The sequence below is a fragment of the Faecalibacillus sp. TM498 genome (genome assembly GCF_020589955.1).
GTDB lineage: Bacteria > Bacillota_I > Bacilli_A > Erysipelotrichales > Coprobacillaceae > Faecalibacillus > Faecalibacillus intestinalis.
Window position 1 is genome coordinate 64,319 of sequence record NZ_JAJDKB010000007.1, and the last position, 18,456, is coordinate 82,774.

At 34.0% G+C, this 18,456-nt stretch carries 24 protein-coding genes; 19 read left to right on the forward strand and 5 right to left on the reverse strand.

Annotated elements, in window-relative coordinates; genetic code table 11:
* Positions 1–12: 12 nt before the first annotated feature.
* The 6 genes from LJD32_RS03710 to LJD32_RS15450 all read left to right on the forward strand — a co-directional run bounded on the left by LJD32_RS03710 (position 13) and on the right by LJD32_RS15450 (position 6,047).
* On the forward strand, positions 13–2,370 hold the full coding sequence (locus LJD32_RS03710) for a heavy metal translocating P-type ATPase (protein ID WP_412531057.1): 2,358 nt from the start codon (positions 13–15) through the stop codon (positions 2,368–2,370).
* A 16-nt stretch (positions 2,371–2,386) separates the two neighbouring features.
* The gene (locus LJD32_RS03715) at positions 2,387–2,905 is read left to right on the forward strand and encodes a DUF6921 family protein (RefSeq protein ID WP_032091292.1); all 519 of its coding nucleotides are present in this window, start codon (positions 2,387–2,389) and stop codon (positions 2,903–2,905) included.
* Between the two features lie 10 nt (positions 2,906–2,915).
* Positions 2,916–3,455, forward strand: a complete 540-nt coding sequence (locus LJD32_RS03720) for a hypothetical protein (RefSeq protein ID WP_025579815.1) — start codon at positions 2,916–2,918, stop codon at positions 3,453–3,455.
* Positions 3,452–4,996, forward strand: a complete 1,545-nt coding sequence (locus LJD32_RS03725) for an FAD-dependent oxidoreductase (protein WP_227391867.1) — start codon at positions 3,452–3,454, stop codon at positions 4,994–4,996. The genes LJD32_RS03720 and LJD32_RS03725 overlap by 4 nt, the downstream gene beginning before the upstream one ends.
* Positions 4,993–5,703: a succinate dehydrogenase/fumarate reductase iron-sulfur subunit gene (locus LJD32_RS03730; protein WP_227391868.1), complete on the forward strand. Its 711-nt coding sequence runs from the start codon at positions 4,993–4,995 to the stop codon at positions 5,701–5,703. The genes LJD32_RS03725 and LJD32_RS03730 overlap by 4 nt, the downstream gene beginning before the upstream one ends.
* 215 nt (positions 5,704–5,918) lie before the next feature.
* Positions 5,919–6,047: a metalloregulator ArsR/SmtB family transcription factor gene (locus LJD32_RS15450; protein WP_317990090.1), complete on the forward strand. Its 129-nt coding sequence runs from the start codon at positions 5,919–5,921 to the stop codon at positions 6,045–6,047.
* 189 nt (positions 6,048–6,236) lie between these two features.
* Here the strand turns inward: LJD32_RS15450 and LJD32_RS03740 are convergent, their stop codons facing one another.
* The 3 genes from LJD32_RS03740 to LJD32_RS03750 all read right to left on the reverse strand — a co-directional run bounded on the left by LJD32_RS03740 (position 6,237) and on the right by LJD32_RS03750 (position 7,846).
* Entirely contained in the window at positions 6,237–6,653 is a 417-nt protein-coding gene (locus LJD32_RS03740; protein WP_167693762.1) for a CHAP domain-containing protein, read from the reverse strand.
* Positions 6,607–7,356 (reverse strand): lysozyme family protein, encoded by a 750-nt coding sequence (locus LJD32_RS03745; protein WP_175300829.1) that lies wholly within the window; start codon positions 7,354–7,356, stop codon positions 6,607–6,609. The genes LJD32_RS03740 and LJD32_RS03745 overlap by 47 nt, the downstream gene beginning before the upstream one ends.
* Positions 7,357–7,564: 208 nt before the next feature.
* A complete protein-coding gene (locus LJD32_RS03750; protein ID WP_227391869.1) occupies positions 7,565–7,846 on the reverse strand; it encodes a hypothetical protein in 282 nt (93 codons plus the stop codon).
* A gap of 260 nt (positions 7,847–8,106) precedes the next feature.
* Here LJD32_RS03750 and LJD32_RS03755 point away from each other — a divergent pair, with 260 nt between their 5' ends.
* Positions 8,107–8,934 carry an HAD family hydrolase gene (locus tag LJD32_RS03755; RefSeq protein ID WP_227391870.1) on the forward strand — a complete coding sequence of 276 codons (828 nt, stop codon included), beginning with the start codon at positions 8,107–8,109 and terminating at the stop codon, positions 8,932–8,934.
* Between the two features lie 31 nt (positions 8,935–8,965).
* Here LJD32_RS03755 and LJD32_RS03760 read toward each other — a convergent pair whose 3' ends face one another.
* Both LJD32_RS03760 and LJD32_RS03765 read right to left on the reverse strand, forming a co-directional pair.
* Positions 8,966–9,103 (reverse strand): 4Fe-4S dicluster domain-containing protein, encoded by a 138-nt coding sequence (locus LJD32_RS03760; protein WP_227391871.1) that lies wholly within the window; start codon positions 9,101–9,103, stop codon positions 8,966–8,968.
* Positions 9,084–9,458 carry an aldo/keto reductase gene (locus LJD32_RS03765; RefSeq protein ID WP_412531058.1) on the reverse strand — a complete coding sequence of 125 codons (375 nt, stop codon included), beginning with the start codon at positions 9,456–9,458 and terminating at the stop codon, positions 9,084–9,086. The genes LJD32_RS03760 and LJD32_RS03765 overlap by 20 nt, the downstream gene beginning before the upstream one ends.
* A gap of 198 nt (positions 9,459–9,656) precedes the next feature.
* Between LJD32_RS03765 and LJD32_RS03770 the strand changes: the two genes are divergently transcribed.
* The 12 genes from LJD32_RS03770 (at position 9,657) to LJD32_RS03820 (ending at position 18,418) form a co-directional block, all read left to right on the forward strand.
* Positions 9,657–10,526 carry a DUF362 domain-containing protein gene (locus LJD32_RS03770; RefSeq protein WP_227391873.1) on the forward strand — a complete coding sequence of 290 codons (870 nt, stop codon included), beginning with the start codon at positions 9,657–9,659 and terminating at the stop codon, positions 10,524–10,526.
* Positions 10,527–10,665: 139 nt separating this feature from the next.
* Positions 10,666–11,790, forward strand: a complete 1,125-nt coding sequence (locus tag LJD32_RS03775; RefSeq protein ID WP_227391874.1) for an aldo/keto reductase — start codon at positions 10,666–10,668, stop codon at positions 11,788–11,790.
* 272 nt (positions 11,791–12,062) lie between these two features.
* Entirely contained in the window at positions 12,063–12,209 is a 147-nt protein-coding gene (locus tag LJD32_RS03780) for a hypothetical protein (RefSeq protein WP_227391875.1), read from the forward strand.
* 48 nt (positions 12,210–12,257) lie between these two features.
* A complete protein-coding gene (locus LJD32_RS03785; protein ID WP_227391876.1) occupies positions 12,258–12,497 on the forward strand; it encodes a hypothetical protein in 240 nt (79 codons plus the stop codon).
* Between the two features lie 204 nt (positions 12,498–12,701).
* Positions 12,702–13,109, forward strand: coding sequence for a DUF3842 family protein (locus tag LJD32_RS03790; protein ID WP_022001580.1), 408 nt, complete (start codon positions 12,702–12,704; stop codon positions 13,107–13,109).
* Between the two features lie 152 nt (positions 13,110–13,261).
* Positions 13,262–14,065 (forward strand): ATP-dependent sacrificial sulfur transferase LarE, encoded by an 804-nt coding sequence (gene larE / locus LJD32_RS03795; protein ID WP_227391877.1) that lies wholly within the window; start codon positions 13,262–13,264, stop codon positions 14,063–14,065.
* Positions 14,034–14,774, forward strand: coding sequence for a nickel pincer cofactor biosynthesis protein LarB (larB, locus tag LJD32_RS03800; protein WP_412531056.1), 741 nt, complete (start codon positions 14,034–14,036; stop codon positions 14,772–14,774). Before larE ends, larB begins: the two co-directional genes overlap by 32 nt.
* Complete coding sequence (locus LJD32_RS15595) at positions 14,774–15,568, forward strand: LarC family nickel insertion protein (RefSeq protein ID WP_256186556.1); 795 nt, start codon at positions 14,774–14,776, stop codon at positions 15,566–15,568. The genes larB and LJD32_RS15595 overlap by 1 nt, the downstream gene beginning before the upstream one ends.
* Positions 15,569–15,570: 2 nt before the next feature.
* Entirely contained in the window at positions 15,571–15,969 is a 399-nt protein-coding gene (locus tag LJD32_RS15600; RefSeq protein WP_264472061.1) for a LarC family nickel insertion protein, read from the forward strand.
* 10 nt (positions 15,970–15,979) lie between these two features.
* Positions 15,980–16,687, forward strand: a complete 708-nt coding sequence (locus LJD32_RS03810) for a class I SAM-dependent methyltransferase (RefSeq protein ID WP_227391879.1) — start codon at positions 15,980–15,982, stop codon at positions 16,685–16,687.
* Positions 16,687–17,625: an ABC transporter permease gene (locus LJD32_RS03815; RefSeq protein WP_227391880.1), complete on the forward strand. Its 939-nt coding sequence runs from the start codon at positions 16,687–16,689 to the stop codon at positions 17,623–17,625. The genes LJD32_RS03810 and LJD32_RS03815 overlap by 1 nt, the downstream gene beginning before the upstream one ends.
* Entirely contained in the window at positions 17,603–18,418 is an 816-nt protein-coding gene (locus tag LJD32_RS03820) for an ABC transporter permease (RefSeq protein ID WP_227391881.1), read from the forward strand. Before LJD32_RS03815 ends, LJD32_RS03820 begins: the two co-directional genes overlap by 23 nt.
* Positions 18,419–18,456 lie beyond the last annotated feature (38 nt).

An 18,456-nucleotide genomic window follows, 5' to 3' on the forward strand; every position in this document is an offset into this window, starting at 1 on the left:
TATAAGGAGATTATCATGAAACGCATATTTCTATTAAAAGGGTTGGACTGTCCAAATTGTTCTGCAAAAATTGAAAAAGAAGTCGGAGAGTTGGATGGAGTGCAATCCTCAGTGTTAAATCTGATGAAGCAGACGCTGACAATCAATGTTGCTCCAGCTGCCGCAAATACAATAGCCAGTCAGATTGAAACGATTGTCCACAGCCATGAGCCAGATGTGGAAGTTCAGGAAGAAACCGTTATGAATGTTACAAAGAGTTATTCGTTAAAAGGATTGGATTGTCCGAATTGTTCTGCAAAAATTGAAAAAGAAGTCGGAGAGTTGGATGGAGTGCAATCCTCAGTGTTAAATCTGATGAAGCAGACGCTTACAATCAATGTTGCTCAGACAGCCGCAGATACGATAGCCAGTCAGATTGAAACGATTGTTCATAGCCATGAGCCAGATGTGGAAGTTTCTGAAATTGTACAGGAATCTTATATACCGGGAAAAAAGCAGGAGGCCAATGAATCCTATAACAATGAGGATAAGAAGTTGACAGTTCGTTTAGCGACTGGTGCAGCAATCTATGCCATTGGTATGGCATTGACTGTTTTTGCGAAAGTGCCACTGCCTATCGAGTTAGCTTTTCTCATTGTTTCTTATGTTATTCTTGGTGGAGATGTTGTATGGCAGGCTGTGAGGAACGTTTCAAAGGGGCGTGTATTTGATGAACATTTTTTGATGAGTGTTTCTACGATTGGGGCTTTTGTCATTGGTGAATATCCAGAAGCAGTTGCTGTTATGCTATTCTATCAGGTAGGTGAATTTTTTCAGTCATTGGCTGTTAAGCGTTCCAGAAAATCTATATCAGACTTAATGGATATACGTCCAGATTCTGCTACAGTAAGAAGAAATGGGGAATTGATTACCATATCTCCAGAAAATGTCTCCATTGGTGAGATTATTATTGTAAAGCCTGGTGAAAAAATTCCATTAGACGGTGTGGTATTGGATGGAGATTCTATGCTGGATACAAGGGCCTTAACAGGAGAATCAGTTCCGAGAAGTGTTCATAAAGGAGACGAAGCACTTTCCGGTTGTATGAATCAGACAGGTGTCTTAATGATTAAGACAACAAAAGCATTTGGTGAATCTACGGCTTCAAAGATTATTGATCTTGTGGAAAATGCGTCAAGCCGAAAAGCACCAACAGAAAATTTTATTACTACATTTGCACGTTATTATACACCTGTGGTTGTAATCTTAGCAGCTTTTCTGGCGATTCTGCCACCGATCATTCTTGGCGGAGGCTGGACAGAGTGGATTCGCAGAGGATTTGTTTTCCTTGTGGTATCTTGTCCATGTGCATTGGTTATTTCAATTCCGCTGACTTTCTTCGGCGGCATTGGTGCAGCATCTAAACGAGGTGTTCTTGTAAAAGGAAGCAATTATTTAGAGGCACTTAATAATGTCAGCGTTATTGTGTTCGATAAAACCGGAACACTTACAAAAGGTGTTTTCAATGTGACGGATATTTTGCCTGCAAATGGATTTTCAAAAGAACAGGTTCTGGAGTATGCGGCAGAGGCAGAGAGTTTTTCTAACCATCCTATTGCAAAATCCATTCTTGCTGTTTATGAAAAAGAAATTGATCAGTCAGTGATTTCTGATTATAAGGAAATTTCAGGATATGGAATCAGTGTAATGGCAGGGGAAAAGAAAGTTTTTGCTGGCAATACGAAACTTATGGATACAGAATGTATAGAGTACACAACCTGTGAAAAAGCAGGTACAAAAGTTTATTTGGCTGTAGATGGTCAATATGCAGGATGTATTTTGATAACAGATGAAGTGAAGCCGGACAGTAAAAAAGCAATTTCTGACCTGAAACATATCGGAGTGGAAAAAACAGTCATGCTTACCGGTGATGATGAAAAAATTGGGAAGTCTGTTGCAGAAGAATTGCAGTTGGATAAATATTATGCACAGCTGCTTCCTGACCAAAAAGTGGAAAAGGTTGAGCTTTTAGATAGTAAAAAGAGACCGGGAAGCAAATTGGCTTTTGTTGGTGATGGTATCAATGACGCTCCTGTCCTTGCCCGTGCAGATGTTGGTATTGCAATGGGTGGGCTTGGTTCGGATGCGGCCATTGAAGCAGCAGATGTAGTTCTGATGACAGATGAACCGTCTAAGCTGGTGGACGCGATTGAAGTAGCAAAAGCGACAAAACAAATTGTCATGCAGAATATAGTGATTGCTCTTGGGATTAAGAGTGTGTTCCTGATTCTTGGCGCTCTTGGTATTGCGGGAATGTGGGAAGCTGTATTTGGTGATGTAGGCGTTACCATAATTGCTGTTTTGAACGCAATGAGAATTTTGAAAAAATAGGAAATGAGGTGGAAATGTGAAACGAAAACTGATTCTGTTAGTTGTTACGATTGTTTTTCTTGTAGGTTTTGGTGTCATTTTACATTCACCGCCTTCTATGATTGATGCAGTCACAGGAGCAACACCGAAGTCAAAAAAGGCGTCTCAAGCCTCCGCACAGTTGGAAGGCTCTTATGTTCTCGGTATTAATATGATGTCAGATGGTCTCGACAACGAGAACACCCGGAATAAATTAAAAGAATTGGCATTGGACGATTCGGAAACAAATGAAACAGATCTCATGAAAACGGACATTAGTTTTCGGTTATATGTATCTGAGACGGATTATCCGCTTGTCAGTTATGCTAAGAAACTCTGTGACAGGTTGAAACAGGCCGGTTTTTCCGTAGATCTGAAAGAGTACAGTAACACAATGATGCTATCAAGAGTGGTAAGTGGAAAGTATGATGTATTCCTGGCATCGGATGATTTTATTGACGTTACAACGCTAACACAGATGGACTATATGATCATGGACAGCGAAGAAATGAGGTGAGCGGGAATTTATGAGAAAATGGAATACGATTTTGTCTGTTTTAATGCTTCTCATTTTTATGATTCATGGAATCATGGGCAGCTTTATGCTAAACGGAGTTGGAAGTAGTGCAGGGAAACTTCTTGCATGGATTGGTGTTGGTATTCTTGTTGTGCATACGGTGATTGGTGTCATCCTGACAGTTCAGAGTTTACAGACAGCGAAGCAATCAGGAAAAATGTATCTGAAACAGAACGCCATATTTTGGGCGAGACGAGCCAGTGGGATGGCAATACTGATTCTGCTGTTATTCCATATTGGCTTGTTTGGAAAGGTGCAGAATGGGACATATATTTTGTTCCCTTTTACAACTGTAAAGATGGTAACTCAGCTTTTGTTCGTAGCGGCAATCTTTGTTCATATTTTTATCAATATACGCCCATTGCTTGTATCACTGGGAATCATTAGTTATAAAGAACGAAGGAGCGATATTTATTTGATTCTTTCGGTACTTCTTCTTTTTATAGCGGGAGCGGTTATTTTATATTATATTGGGTGGCAATATCTATGAGTAAGACAATTATTATTATAGGTGCTGGACTGGCAGGACTTTCAGCGGCTTTGCAGGCAGCGGAAAATGGATGCAATGTAAAACTGGTTTCCTCCCTTCCGTCAGAGCGGGCACAGTCTGTTATGGCGGAGGGCGGTATCAACGCAGCTTTGAATACAAAAGATGAAAACGACAGTCCCGAAGAACATTTTACAGATACAATAAAGGCAGCATGTGGTCTGGCAGATCCAAATGCAGTTTGGGGAATGACACAGGCAGCACCGGAGCTGGTGCACTGGCTGCTAAAACTTGGAGTTAAATTTAACATGAGTGGCTATTATGATGTGGATCTGCGGAATTTTGGCGGGCAGAAAAAGAAACGGACTGCTTTTGCACAGAGCGATACCGGGAAGCAGATCATGACAGCTATGATAGACGCTGTTCGCAGGAAAGAAGCATCTGGTATGGTAGAACGGTTCAACCATCATTCTTTCCTAACACTTCGTCTGTGTGGCAATATTTGTTGTGGCTGCGTAATCAGGGATGAATACAGTCAGGAGACTGTGGAATTACCGGGGGATGCGGTTATTGTTGCCACCGGTGGTATGCACGGATTGTTTGGAAATACAACGGGTTCGCTGAGCAATACAGGAGAAGTCACCGCAGAATTGTTCCGGCTTGGTGTTCCTCTGGCAAATGGCGAGATGATCCAGTACCATCCGACAACTGTGAAATGTGGTGGAAAACGCATGCTCATCAGCGAGGCGGCCAGAGGGGAAGGTGGCAGGTTGTTTGCCATGAAAGATGGAAAACAATGGTATTTCATGGAGGAAAAATACCCGGAGCTTGGAAATCTGATGCCACGAGATATTACCGCCAGAGAGATATGGAAGGTCAGCCATGAATCAGAGGTATTTCTTGACATGACAGAAATATCGGAGGAGATTATTTCAAATAAGCTATCTGGTCTGGCAGACGATTGTATGACCTATCTGCATAAAGATATACGAAAGGAACCGGTGTCTGTTTTACCGGGAATTCACTATTTTATGGGAGGCATTCTGGTGGATGAGCAGCACAGAACGCCGATTCAGAATCTTTACGCTGCCGGAGAATGCTGTGCCCAATATCATGGTGCCAACCGTCTTGGTGGAAATTCTCTGTTAGGAGCGTTATACGGAGGACGTGTTGCGGCAAAATCAGCATGTGAACAGGCAGATGTAGTAGATCTATCTTGTGCGACACAGATAGATGTTCCACCAGCGTCTCAAATTTCAGAAATAAAGCAATTAAACAAAGTGATGCAGGATACTATGGGCGTTGTCAGAAATGAGAATACATTGTTAAATGGGATTCAAACGGTACAAGCGCTGACAGGAAATCTTCCATTGCTTGGTATGGCAGTTCTAAAGAGTGCTCTTGCAAGAAAAGAAAGCCGTGGTGCACACTGGCGGGAGGATTATCCGAAGAGCAATGACGATGATTACCTTAAAACAACGGTAGCCAGATTTGATGGAAAGCAGATACAGATTTCCTTTGTACCTGTTCCAGAAAGGCGGTGATTCACTTGGTATATAAAATAAGAATCAGGCGGCAGGAGAGTCAGAAATCAGACAGTTATTGGCAGGAATTTGAGTTTGACGGAAGCAAAAACAACTCTGTTGCCAATGTTCTAAAGGAATTGAACAGTAGAACCCCTTTGAAAGATAATTCAGGGAATATAGTTACTCCCATCAGCTGGGAATGTAGCTGTATGGTGCGAAAATGTGGGGCTTGCGCCATGCTGATTAACGAACGTCCGAGGCTGGCATGCTCTACATTTCTACATACGTTAAAAGGTTCTACAATCACCTTGGAACCTTTAAGCAAATTTCCGCTTGTAAGAGATTTGATCGTTGACCGGTCAATTCTGTTTGAAAATTTGAAAAAACTGAACCTTTGGCTTGAAAGTGAAGCTTATATGAATCCGTGGACACATGAACCGAGATACCAGTCGGCACGCTGTCTGATGTGTGGCTGCTGCCTTGAAGTGTGTCCTAACTTCTCTGCAAATGGGACTTTCGCAGGTGCTGTTGCTGCAGTCAACGCATTTCGGATTCTGAATGATGAACAGGAAAGCACTCATTTGAATGAGATTTCTGCTGAATATAAGAAGAAATATTTTGAGGGATGCGGGAAGTCGTTATCTTGTCATGATATTTGTCCGATTGGTCTGCCTGTGGAAGAACTGCTTGTAAGGTCGAATGCAGCGGCTGTTTGGGGCAAATAAAATGGATGATAAAAGCTATAATGAATGTATGAAGAGAATCAAAAACTTGATTCTCTTTTTTTAAAACACATACATTGATAAATATCTATGTATATATTATATTGAACATAGACAATGATCAATGTGAGGTATCAATATGAATGCAATGGATGTGGCTTTGATATGCAAGGCTTTGGGCGATGCGAACCGGCTGGAAATTGTACAGATGCTGTCGGATGGAGAAGTGCGGGTGTAAACTTTTGGAAAGATTTGAAATTACCCAGCCAACTTTATCCCATCATATGAAGATATTGGTAGGATGCGGCCTTGTGAATGATCGTAAGGAAGGAAAATGGCATCATTAGGAAGAAAAAAGAAGTTTCAGTAGAGAGTGTTGAAGATTAAAAACAAAATATTTTAAATAACGCCGGTGCGGGATTTTTGATATCCAGTACTGGCGTTATTCATTCTACAGGGGCTTGGGGGGTGTAGCCAGAAGCTAATTTGTCATCTACTTTCTATTAGATAGTGGGTGACATATAAATAGCTTCTTTTTAATTGACAGATCCATAACCATAAATTGACTTATTAGTCAAAGAATAATTTTTATTTCTTACCTCGTCTTTGCTGTTTCCTTCAATAGTACATACCTTGTCGTTTTCTACTTTTTCAACGATTCCGACATGTTGAACATGGCCATCACCGTTCCAATCAAAAAAGATAATATCACCTGTTTGAGGTATGCATGATTTATTTTTCCATTTGTTATGGTCTTTATACCATTTTTCTCCATCTGTACATAAAGAAAATCTTGGAATTGAATTATTAATGATGCCACTTCCATTAGCACACCATGACACAAATATCGCACACCAATTTACTCGTTGATTAAAACCGTACCATCTCCAGTATTTTTCTCCACCTTTATTTCCAATTTTTTTTTGCAATCTCAATAATATTACTGTTTCCAAAATGATAATATCTTAAAACATGTTCAACGTATTCAGGATCACCAAATACTTTTATTTTTAATTCACTTTTCTTGTTGTCAGAATAAACTTTAGCATTTGCTTTAGAATAACATCCAAATAAATCGTATGCCCAAGTGATATATGCTTTTCCATAATTGTAACCTTGTAGTGCCAAATAAAGATTGTTATTATCGTTGATGTTTAATACTTTAGCTGTAGCCAAACAATTAGCAAAGTTTTGAATACCAACCTCTATAGAATAAACAGGATCTTCAATTCCATTTGGCACGTGTGGATATTTTGTATTAAATCCACATTCAGCAGCTTGCATAGGATCATTTCCTTTACCACCAGATTCTTGCATCATAATAGCTTCTATAATTGGAACATATTCTTCAATACCATATTGAATAGCATATTGAGTAATGATGCCTTCATATGCCAATACTTCAGCACTTAAAGGAGAGTTTTCAGTGTTGATGTTATTGTTATTGCTAAGGCTTCCGAAAACACCAATAAAAAGACATATAACTAAGATCAAAATCAATCCTGTTCCATAACTCCATAGCTTCGATAATTCATTTAATGTTTTAGATAAAAAAAGTAAAGGTTTTTTAATCACTTTTGATGCAGAAAAGACATTATGATTGATTTTTGAATCAACAGGACTATTTTTAAGTTTTAATCTATGTTGTTTGAGCATATGAGATTTCATTCTATTTTTGTAATTATTATTATGAGTTTCCTTTATTGAAAAAAAATTATCATCTTTATTTGATGGCAAGAAACTTTTTTTTGATTTATTACTGTTTTTTAATTTAAACTTTATCTTGTTGTTTTTTTGTATGTTAGGTTGAGATTTTGTTTTTATAATATTAAATTTTCTATTTTATTTTATTTTAGAAAATTCATTAGCTACTATTGATTGGTGTTCTTTTAACTTGGATTGTTTTCGTTGTCTTTTTTTTTTCTTTAACTGATCTTTTTGTTCTTGAGTAGCTTTCTATTGCAACAGTTCTTTGTGTTTCTTCAATTTTTTGAATAGGGTAATCACGCTCATCTATTTCTTTTTCTTCATATTTTCTTTTCTTTAATGTATTTGTTTTATCATGAACAGCTTTGTCCTTAATAAAATGTTTAATATTATTGTGAGTGTCTTTTTCTTTTATATCTTTAATAACTTTTTTGATCAAATAGTATGAACATGATTATAAAGTAATAGTTTTTTATCTGTAAATATTTATAATATAGATGAATATTTTAAAACATCCTATGATGACGAGTGATGGTTTTGACTCGTCGGTAATATAAAAAATGGCTCAAGGATGTACTAGAGGAATCTAAAGGATTCCTTTTGTTTTTTATTAAAATGGAAGATTGTAAAATTAATGTCATATTTTATTAAAAACGTTTTCTTTTCTAGATACAATAAAATAAGGGAAGGAAATTGAATATGAAATATTTATTTTTAGATGTTGATGGAACATTAATTGATTATAAAACAAAATTACCTGCTTCAGCTAAAAAAGCAGTAGAACAAGCACAAAAGAATGGACACAAGATTATTATTTGTACAGGATGTAGTCGATGTGAAATAGAAGCAAGAGATATGGATTTAAACTTTGATGGTGTTATCTATGGAAATGGTTGCTATGTTGAATATAATAATGAAGTAATCTTTCATCAACCATTAACTTTAGAACAATGCACACGTTTTGTAAATTGGTGTAACGAAAGAGATTTAGCTTTCCGCTTAGAATGTAATGATGGAATGTTTTTAAGTGAAGGTTATGAAGAAAAATCACGATTAACAAGATATAAATATATTTATGGATTAGAAGAAGATTACTCAGATAAACCTTTACCACCACTTTCAAGACATATGATAAGTGGAGAAAATTTATTTAGAGATGATGTTAATAAAACAGCATTTGTTTTAAAATCTTATCAAGACTTTTTAGATGCTAAAGAAGAATTTTCAGATATGACGGTTGATACATGGGGCGGTAAAGGTGAACTTGCTTTATATGGAGCAACGCGTGCTAAAGGATTTGATAAAGAAAATTCAATTCATCTTTTATTAAAATATTTAAATGTTGATCCTAAAGATGCTATTGCATTTGGTGATGGTGTGGTTGATATTCCAATGTTTAAGGCTTGTGGTTTTTCTGTAGCGATGGATAATGGAAATGATGAAGTTAAACAAATAGCAAGTTATGTAACGGATGATGTAGATCAAGATGGTTTATATAATGCTTTTAAATATTTAAAACTTATCTAAAAAGAGAAATCGTTACGATTTCTCTTTTTGGTTATTTGATTTTTTTAAAAGTTTGAGCAACTTCTACAAGTAAATCTCTAATATGTAAATGTTGTGGACAAATTTGTTCACATAAACCACATTTTAAACATTCACTTGCTTTTGCATTTTTAACTGTAGTAGTAATCACTGTTCCAATCTCCATAAACTTTTTTAGCGTTTAAGCAGGCAAATAAATCTGGAATAGCAATGTTCTTTGGACATTTTTCCATACAGTAACGACAAGCAATACATGGAATAAAGTTTTTACTTTTGAAGATTTCTGTGACTTGTTTAACTGCTTCTTGTTCTTTTGTAGATAATGGTTGAAAATCTTTCATGAAACTTAAGTTATCTTGCATTTGTGCCATATCACTCATTCCTGATAAAACCATCATCATTCCATCAAAACCAGTAGCAAAACGTAAGGCATAACTTGCAGGCGACATTTCACCTAAATCTTCATAGATACGTTTTGCTTCTTCTGGTAAAAAGGAAAAGAATATTTAAGATTAGATTCTTTACGTGGAAATGAAACTTTGGAAGATTATTATTCAATGCGTGGTTTTGTAGAAAGAGGGACATGTGTTGATAAAAATTATTATGGTATTTTAAGAGAACGAAAACTTTAAAAAAATATTAAAAATCCTCTTGACTCTAAACTCAAGTTTAGGTTTATAGTTTGTTTGAAAGGAGGATTACTTATGAAATCAAAAGTTTATTTTACAAGGATAATAACACCTGAAAAGGTTTTAGAAATGTATGAAGTATTAGGAAAAGAATTAATAGGAAAGATTGCTGTTAAACTTCATTCAGGGGAAGAAGGAAATCAAAACTTTTTAAAACCTGATTTTTGGAGACCAATTATTGATAAGTTAAACGGAACAGTTGTGGAGTGTAATACAGCTTATGAAGGATCTAGAAATACAACTGAAAAACATTTAAAAACAATTGAAAAACATGGATGGTCTAAATATTTTGATGTAGATTTAATGGATGCAGAAGGTCCTGATATGATTCTAGATATTCCTGAAGGAAAAGTGATTCAAAAAAACTATGTTGGAAAAGATATGAAAAACTATGATGGAATGATTGTTTTATCTCATTTTAAAGGACATCCAATGGGTGGTTATGGGGGCGCTTTAAAACAACTTTCAATTGGTTGTGCTTCATCTTATGGAAAAGCTTATATTCATGGGGCAGGAGAACCTGAAAAGATTTGGACAGCTGATCATGATTTGTTTTTAGAATCAATGGCGGATGCAGCTAAGTCAGTTCATGAATATTTTAAAGGAAACATTGTTTATATCAATGTTATGAAAAATATGTCTGTTGATTGTGATTGTTGTGCAGTGGCAGAAGATCCATGTATGGATGATATTGGTATTTTAATTTCAACGGATCCAATTGCTATTGATCAAGCATGTATTGATTTAGTTTATGCTTCTAATGATAAGGGAAGAAATCATTTAATTGAAAGAATTGAATCTCGTCATGGTATTCATACCATTGAAGCAGCCTCAGCACTTGGATATGGTTCAAGAGAATATGAACTTATTGAAATAGATGATTAATCTGTTCCATGCTTAAAAGACATAGTGCGCTATTTAAAAGAGGTATTTGCCTCAACTATGCAAGAATGATAAAATAATAAAAGGTAAGAATACTTACTTGAAGGCTAATTTAAGGAAAATAAATAGGAGGAAAAAGGAAATGAGTCAAAAGAAATTAGGTTTTGGTTTAATGCGTTTACCATCGTTAGATCCAAATGATGCTTCAAAAATTGATATTGAACAAACAAAAAAGATGGTTGACACATTTATCGAAAAAGGTTTTACATATTTTGATACTGCATGGATGTATTGTGGATTTGCAAGTGAAAATGCAGCCAAAGAAGCACTTGTATCACGTTACCCAAGAGATGCTTATACACTTGCAACAAAATTACATTCAGGTTTTATTAAAACAAAAGAAGATCGTGATCATATCTTTAATGAACAACTTTCAAAAACAGGTGTAGAATATTTTGATTATTATTTATTACATGATATTAATACACATAGTATTGAAGTTTATAATGAATTAGATTGCTTTAACTGGATACAAGATAAAAAAGAAAAAGGTTTAGTTAAAACTATTGGTTTTTCTTATCATGATGGTCCTGAATTGCTTGATCAAGTTCTAACAGAACACCCAGAATTTGAATTTGTACAACTACAAATCAACTATCTTGATTGGGACAGTGTTGGCGTTCAATCAAGAAAATGTTATGAAGTAGCTACAAAACATCATAAACCTGTTATCGTTATGGAACCTGTAAAAGGTGGAACACTTGCGAAAGTACCAGAAGAAGTTGAAAAGATGTTTAAAGAATATCATCCGGATATGTCAATTCCTTCTTGGGCTATTCGTTTTGCAGCAAGCCAAGAAAACGTTATGATGGTTTTAAGTGGTATGTCTAATATGGAACAATTAGAAGATAACTTAGGTTATATGGAAGATTTTAAACCATTAAATGAAGAAGAATATGCTTTAATTAAAAAAGCGGTTACTGCCATTAATTCAACAATTACTGTCCCATGTACAGGATGTGCTTATTGTGTTGATGGTTGTCCTATGAATATTGCCATTCCAAAATACTTCTCATTATATAATGCAGATTTACAAGAAGTAGAAGAAAAAGGATGGACACCACAAGGAGAATACTACAACAACTTAACAAAAACATTTGGTAAAGCCAGTGACTGTGTTGAATGTGGTCAATGCGAAGGCGTATGTCCACAACATTTATCAATTATTCAATATTTAAAAGATGTTGCAGGTCATTTTGAAAAATAACGGAATATAGAAAATTGCTACATAGAAGTGAAGAAATAAATATTATTAGTTTAGGGGTAGGTTCTTTAGAATAAGTAAATCAAGAAGTAATCAAATTTACTTACAAATTCATTTTGGTGTTGAATATTCATCAGAAGAGTACGGTTGGACAACGAATTTAAAACCTATTAGGGTGCTTTAGATTATATATTAGATTAAAAAAAGCGATTATTCATTATATTGATTTATCATCACATTCGCTAAAACTTGTTCATCACGTTTTAGATATTGACATGTTTAGTATTGATTCGGCTTATGATTTGAAGTTTGAAGACTTCGCCATTGATGAATTTGATGAACGTATGGATTTATATCGTTGTCTTAAAAAAGAAGGCGTAGGTACTACTGTAATGAAAGCCTTTTGTGGAGGAAAACTTTGAGAAGAAGATGAGTCACTATTTCATTAAGCCTTGACAGAAACTCAATATATGCAGTATGCTTTAGATAAACTGTCTATTTTAACAGTTTTGCCAGGAATTAGAAATGATGATTTAACACGTACTCTTCATTATTTAGAAGTATCTGATGTAGAAAAAGATTATTCAATTTTAAGAATATTTCCAATATTAGAAAATTGTAATCAATTTGTTTATTATAAACATTGTCATCCTTGTTCAAAAGGGTTAGACACTACCTTGATTAATAATATTATGATCTTGCTCGTTTAAAAGATGAACTTGCTACAGATCATTATCATCATTTAGCTTTAAAAGCAAGTGATTGTATTGTTTGTCACCATTGTGATAAATGATGTCCATTTCATGTTCAACAGAGTAAACATATGCAAGAAATTACTGATTATTTTCATGAATAAGATATAGAGATACGAAATCGAAAATAAACAAGAAGTTTATTATATATCAGGAGGGAAAATGGAAATTGTTGTTATTGATGGACAAGGTGGAGGAATTGGAAAAAATATTATACAAGTTTTAAAAGAAAAGCATCCAGAATATACCATCATTGGTGTTGGAACCAATAGTATGGCAACAACACAGCTAAAAAAGGGTGGTGCTGATATTATTGCAACGGGGGAAAATGCTGTTGTTTATAATGTTAAACATGCCTCTATTGTTGTTGGTCCGATTGGAGTTGCTTTTGCAAATTCAATGTATGGTGAAATTACACCAGCTATGGCAAAAGCTATTGGAGAAAGTGAAGCGCGTAAATATTTTATTCCTGTTTCTAAATGCAGTGCTCAAGTCGTAGGTGTTGCATCAAAATCAATATCTGAATATATTGATGACCTTGTTGTTATGATTGAAAAATTAGAAAAATAGAGGATATCGTATACATGAAGTATCGATTATAGTTGAAACTATAAACTACTTATGTATACGATATTTTTTTGAGTAAAATAATAAATATAACTTTTTTCAATGTTAAATGAAGCCTTTAAGTAGAAGTCATAGAGGAGTTTAGGGAGATTTATATGAATAAATTAGAATTATTACAAGAAGAATTAAGAAATTATGGAAAAGTTGCGATTGCTTATAGTGGGGGTGTTGATTCCAACTTTTTATTCCATGTAGCTCTTGAAACATTAGGAAAAGAAAATGTTTTACCTGTTTTATGTCGAGGAGCAATGATGTCAAAAGAAGACATTGAAGGTGCTCTTGAACAATTAAAAGATTCAAATCATGTGGTTTTATCAGTCAATCCATTAGACGTAGAAGCTTTTCATTTTAATCATAAAGATCGTTGTTATCATTGTAAAAGAAGCATTATGTCAAAAGTTATTGCCGTTGCTAAAGAACATGACTTTGCTTATGTTTTAGATGGGAAAAATAAAGATGATGAAAAAGTGTATCGACCAGGATTAAAAGCTTGTGAAGAATTAGGTATTATTTCGCCTTTAGCGAATAATAATTTAGCAAAACAGGAAATTAGAGATTATTCTAAACAGCTTGGTATTGCTACTTATAATAAGCCATCCAATGCCTGTCTGGCTTCTCGTTTTGACTACAATACAGAGCTTACTTTAGAAAAATTAAAACTTGTTGAAACAGGTGAAAAATATTTACATGATTTAGGAATGCTTCATGTACGTTTAAGAGTACATGGAGATGTGGCACGTCTTGAAGTTGAACCAGAAGATTTTATGAAAATCATTGAAAATAAAGAATTGATTCAAAATATTAAAAATCTTGGATTTAGATTTGTAACACTTGATTTAGAAGGAATTAGAAGTGGGGGTTATGATATTGAAAACATTAGAAATTCTACAAAAGGTTAAAAATAATGAACTAACAATTGAACAAGCTCAAAAACTGATTGAACAGCCTTTAGATTATGCAACGATTGATTATGATCGAAAAAAAAGAACAGGAAATCATGAAGTAATCTATGGTGCTGGTAAAACCAAAGAACAAATTATTGGGATTGTAAAAAATATGTTAGACCATGATATCCATTCTATTTTAATTACACGTGTCGACCAAGAAAAAAGTGAAGCTATCTTAAAAGAATTTCCACAAATGATTTATGATTCTTTATCGCACATTTGTTATATTGATGAAGATCAAAAAGAAATCAATAAAGGAAAAATTGTTGTTGTTTGTGCGGGAACATCAGACTTGCCGATTGCTCGTGAAGCCATGCTTACAGCTCAATTTTTAGGTAATGAAGTTGAACTTGTCAGTGATGTGGGTGTTGCCGGTATTCATCGTTTGTTTCATCGTTTAGATACTATTCAAAGGGCAAATGTTTTAGTTGTTTGTGCAGGAATGGAAGGGGCCCTCGCTTCCGTTGTTGGAGGACTGGTTGATAAACCAGTTATTGCTGTACCGACATCCATTGGTTATGGTGCTAATTTTGAAGGATTATCAGCTCTTCTTGCGATGCTTAATAGCTGTGCGAGTGGGGTTAGTGTTGTCAATATTGATAATGGATTTGGGGCAGGATTTATGGCCCATACCATTAATTGTTTAGGAGGAAAGAAATAGTGAAAGTATTATATTTTGATTGTAGTAGTGGAATCAGTGGAAATATGACTTTAGGAGCGTTATCTGAATTGATTGATGATCCTCATTATTTAGTTAATGAATTAAAAAAATTAAATGTAGATGGGTATCATATCCATATTTCTAAAGAAAAGAAAAATGGTATTACAGGAACTTATGTTGATGTTCATTTAGAACATGAACATCATCATGAACATGAGCATGAACACTTACATCATGAACACGCTCATCACCATCATCATGAACATCGTAATTTATTCGATGTTAATAAAATTATTGATGAAAGTGAAATTGACGAAAAAGCAAAAGATTTGGCTAAACGTATCTTTTTAAGAGTTGCCAAAGCTGAAAGCAAAGTCCATAATGAAACTTTAGAAAATGTTCATTTTCATGAAGTAGGAGCCATTGACTCTATTGTTGATATTATTGGAACAGCGATTTTATTATGTAAAATCAATCCGGATGTTATTTATAGTAGTGTCGTTAATGATGGTTATGGATTTATTGAATGTGCACATGGGATGATTTCTGTCCCTGTACCTGCAACATCTGAAATCTTTGCAGCAAGTAATGCTATCACTCGACAAATTGATGTAGATACAGAACTTGTTACACCAACAGGTGCTGCAATCATCGCAGAAATTGCGAGTGAATTTACTACAATGCCTGCTATGAATGTTCAAAAAGTAGGTTGGGGAACAGGAACAAAAGATTTGGTAATTCCAAATGTTTTAAAAGTATCCCTTGGAGAAATTAAAAAAAAAACGAAATTATAGTCATGGAAACCAACATTGATGATTGTAGTGGAGAAATGCTTGGTTTTGTAATGGAACAGCTTTTAGATCAAGGAGCTTTAGATGTTTTCTTTACTTCTATCTTTATGAAAAAAAATAGACCAGCTTATCGCTTGACGGTCGTTTGTAATGAAGAAAAGATGGGTCTCTTACAAAAAGTGATTTTTACGCAAACAACAACTATTGGTATTCGTTATCGTAAGGAACAAAGAACTGTTTTAAAAAGACAAATTAAAGAAATCGAAACACCTCTTGGAAAACTTCAAGTAAAAGAAGTAGAAATTGATGGTGAAAAAAGATGTTATCCAGAATATGAAAGTGCTAAAAAATTAGCGTTAAAATATCAATGTTCTTTACAGGAAATATATCATCTTGTTAAATAAAGGAGAATTTATGACAATTCAGTTAAATAAAATTGCAGATTATTGGAATCAACGTTCTTTTGGTTATTCTTTGGATAACCAAGAAGAACTTTTACATGATCAAGAAAAATGGATAGAATTAATAAATTTTTATTTGAAAATAAATAAAGGAATGAAAGTATTAGACTTAGGATGTGGACCAGGCTTTTTTTCTGTTATGCTTACAAATTATGGATGTCAAGTTATCGGTATTGATTACAGTGACAAAATGTTGGAGGAAGCAAGAAATAATGCAGGTAAATTTAAAGCGAATGTCGAATTTCAAAAAATGGATGTTCAAAATTTAGCTTTTCAGGATGAAACTTTTGATTTGGTTATCACACGTAATGTGACATGGAATTTAGAAAAGCCAGTACAAGCTTATAAGGAAATATTGAGAGTCTTGAAAAATAAAGGGCATCTTTTAAATGTTGATGGTAATCATTATTATCACTATCAAGATCGAGATTATAATAGGTCAGGGCATAGTGATCATCAACATATGGAAGGAATTGATGTTTCTATTATTGATAATATTGCTAAGGAATTAAAGTTATCTTATGTTTTGCGTCCTCGATATGATATAGAAATTCTAAAAGAAATTGGTTTTCAACAAGTTGAAAGTCAAATACTTTCTAAAGAAAAAACAAAGGAAGGAAAAGAATTGATTCGTCAATTCTTAATACACGCAATTAAATAATGAAAAGAATTTTATCATTATTTTCAGTTCTTTTCTTTGTAACGCTTGTTACTTTTGTGATGACGGATCTGGCACCTAGTGATAGTGCTGAAATGTATTATTTATCTAAAGGAATTACACCTAGCGAGGAAGTTTTAAATGAAACACGACATGAAATGAGTCTCGATAAAAATATTGTTGTTCGCTATGTTGACTGGTTGAATGATTTTGTTCATGGTGATTTAGGTTATTCTTATCATTATGGACAAGATGTGAATCAACAAATGTTATCAAAGTTACCAAATACTTTAAAATTAGCGATATTTTCATTTGTTGTTGTTTTAGCTTTTTCGATTCCTTTAGGAATTTATAGTGCTACTCATCGTCATAGTTTGATTAATTCTATTTTAAAAAATATCTCTTTTTTAGGTTTATCTTTACCTAATTTTTGGTTAGCACTTCTTTTAATTCTGCTTTTTTCAGTAAAGATTCAATTGTTTCCTGTTATTAGTGGAAGTAGTTTAAAAGGTCTTGTTTTACCTGTTTGTTGTTTAAGTTTTCCGCTGATTTGTTCTTATACAAGAATGATTCAAAATGCTATTTTAGAACAATTAAATCAAGATTATATTATTGGACTCAAAGCAAGAGGAATGAAACAATCAGAAATTTTATTAAAGCATGTTTTACCTCATGTTTTTACGACACTTTCTTCTTTATTAGGTCTTTCTATTGGACATTTACTTGGTGGAACAGCCATTATTGAAACAATTTTTTCATATCAAGGTTTAGGTAACATGGTTGTAGAAGCTATTCGTTATCGTGATTATCCAATTATTCAAGCTTATGCAATTTATATGGCATTGATCTATGTTTTTGTTAATCTATTTGTTGATATTTTTCAACAAGTATTAAATCCACGATTAAGGAGGCGTTTCAATGAAAAGAAAGTTAAAAATTGAGATTGGTCTTGCTGTTTTATTATTACTTATTGCTCTATTTGGCTCTTTTTTAGCGCCTTATGATCCTTTAAAAGTTAATTATGATTTCTCTTTACAACCACCAAGTTTCTTACATATTTTTGGTACAGATAAATTAGGAAGAGATGTTTTTAGTCGTATTCTTTGTGGTGCAAAAACTTCTTTTGGTTTGACTTTTTTGATGTTGTTTTTAATTGTTTTTATTGGAATGATTGTTGGCTTAATTGCAGGCTTGTCTAATGATAAAGTTGAATCTTTTTTTAATAATATAATTAATGGATTACTTGCTTTTCCTGATACGATTTTTGCCATTGCAATAGTAGGAATCGTCGGGGCAGGTCTCTTTAATACAGTATTTGCTTTAGCACTTATTTGGTGGACAAAATATGCAAGATTGACACTTGCCCTTGTTAAACAGGAAAAGAAAAAGAATTATTTAGTGATGGCTAAAATGTCGGGCGTACCAACACTGCAAAGAATCATTCGTTATTTATTAACTAATATTTTATCACAAATACTTGTAACAGCCTTTTTAGATATTGGAAATATGATGATTTCACTTGCAGGTTTAAGTTTTTTAGGACTTGCTAGTCAGCCACCACAACCTGAATGGGGAGCGATGCTTTATGAAAGTAAACAATTTATGCAAGTGGCTCCATGGATGATGTTTTTTCCAGGACTTGTTTTATTTATTTGTGTGCTTATTTTTAATTTATTATCAGAAGATATAAGGGATTATTTAGATCCTAAACATTATGAGGAGCTAACTATATAAAATTCAAGTGATTTTATGAAAAAGTTTGAAAATATTTA

What these genes read in the sequence shown, in the direction of transcription:
- LJD32_RS03720 (WP_025579815.1), top strand. Translation starts at nt 2,916, where the DNA reads ATGAGAAAATGGAATACGATTTTGTCTGTTTTAATGCTTCTCATTTTT.
- LJD32_RS03725 (WP_227391867.1), top strand. Translation starts at nt 3,452, where the DNA reads ATGAGTAAGACAATTATTATTATAGGTGCTGGACTGGCAGGACTTTCA.
- LJD32_RS15450 (WP_317990090.1), top strand. Translation starts at nt 5,919, where the DNA reads ATGGAGAAGTGCGGGTGTAAACTTTTGGAAAGATTTGAAATTACCCAG.
- LJD32_RS03745 (WP_175300829.1), bottom strand. Translation starts at nt 7,356, where the DNA reads ATGCTCAAACAACATAGATTAAAACTTAAAAATAGTCCTGTTGATTCA.
- LJD32_RS03755 (WP_227391870.1), top strand. Translation starts at nt 8,107, where the DNA reads ATGAAATATTTATTTTTAGATGTTGATGGAACATTAATTGATTATAAA.
- LJD32_RS03770 (WP_227391873.1), top strand. Translation starts at nt 9,657, where the DNA reads ATGAAATCAAAAGTTTATTTTACAAGGATAATAACACCTGAAAAGGTT.
- LJD32_RS03775 (WP_227391874.1), top strand. Translation starts at nt 10,666, where the DNA reads ATGAGTCAAAAGAAATTAGGTTTTGGTTTAATGCGTTTACCATCGTTA.
- LJD32_RS03780 (WP_227391875.1), top strand. Translation starts at nt 12,063, where the DNA reads ATGTTTAGTATTGATTCGGCTTATGATTTGAAGTTTGAAGACTTCGCC.
- LJD32_RS03785 (WP_227391876.1), top strand. Translation starts at nt 12,258, where the DNA reads ATGCAGTATGCTTTAGATAAACTGTCTATTTTAACAGTTTTGCCAGGA.
- LJD32_RS03790 (WP_022001580.1), top strand. Translation starts at nt 12,702, where the DNA reads ATGGAAATTGTTGTTATTGATGGACAAGGTGGAGGAATTGGAAAAAAT.
- larE (WP_227391877.1), top strand. Translation starts at nt 13,262, where the DNA reads ATGAATAAATTAGAATTATTACAAGAAGAATTAAGAAATTATGGAAAA.
- LJD32_RS15600 (WP_264472061.1), top strand. Translation starts at nt 15,571, where the DNA reads ATGGAAACCAACATTGATGATTGTAGTGGAGAAATGCTTGGTTTTGTA.
- LJD32_RS03810 (WP_227391879.1), top strand. Translation starts at nt 15,980, where the DNA reads ATGACAATTCAGTTAAATAAAATTGCAGATTATTGGAATCAACGTTCT.
- LJD32_RS03815 (WP_227391880.1), top strand. Translation starts at nt 16,687, where the DNA reads ATGAAAAGAATTTTATCATTATTTTCAGTTCTTTTCTTTGTAACGCTT.
- LJD32_RS03820 (WP_227391881.1), top strand. Translation starts at nt 17,603, where the DNA reads ATGAAAAGAAAGTTAAAAATTGAGATTGGTCTTGCTGTTTTATTATTA.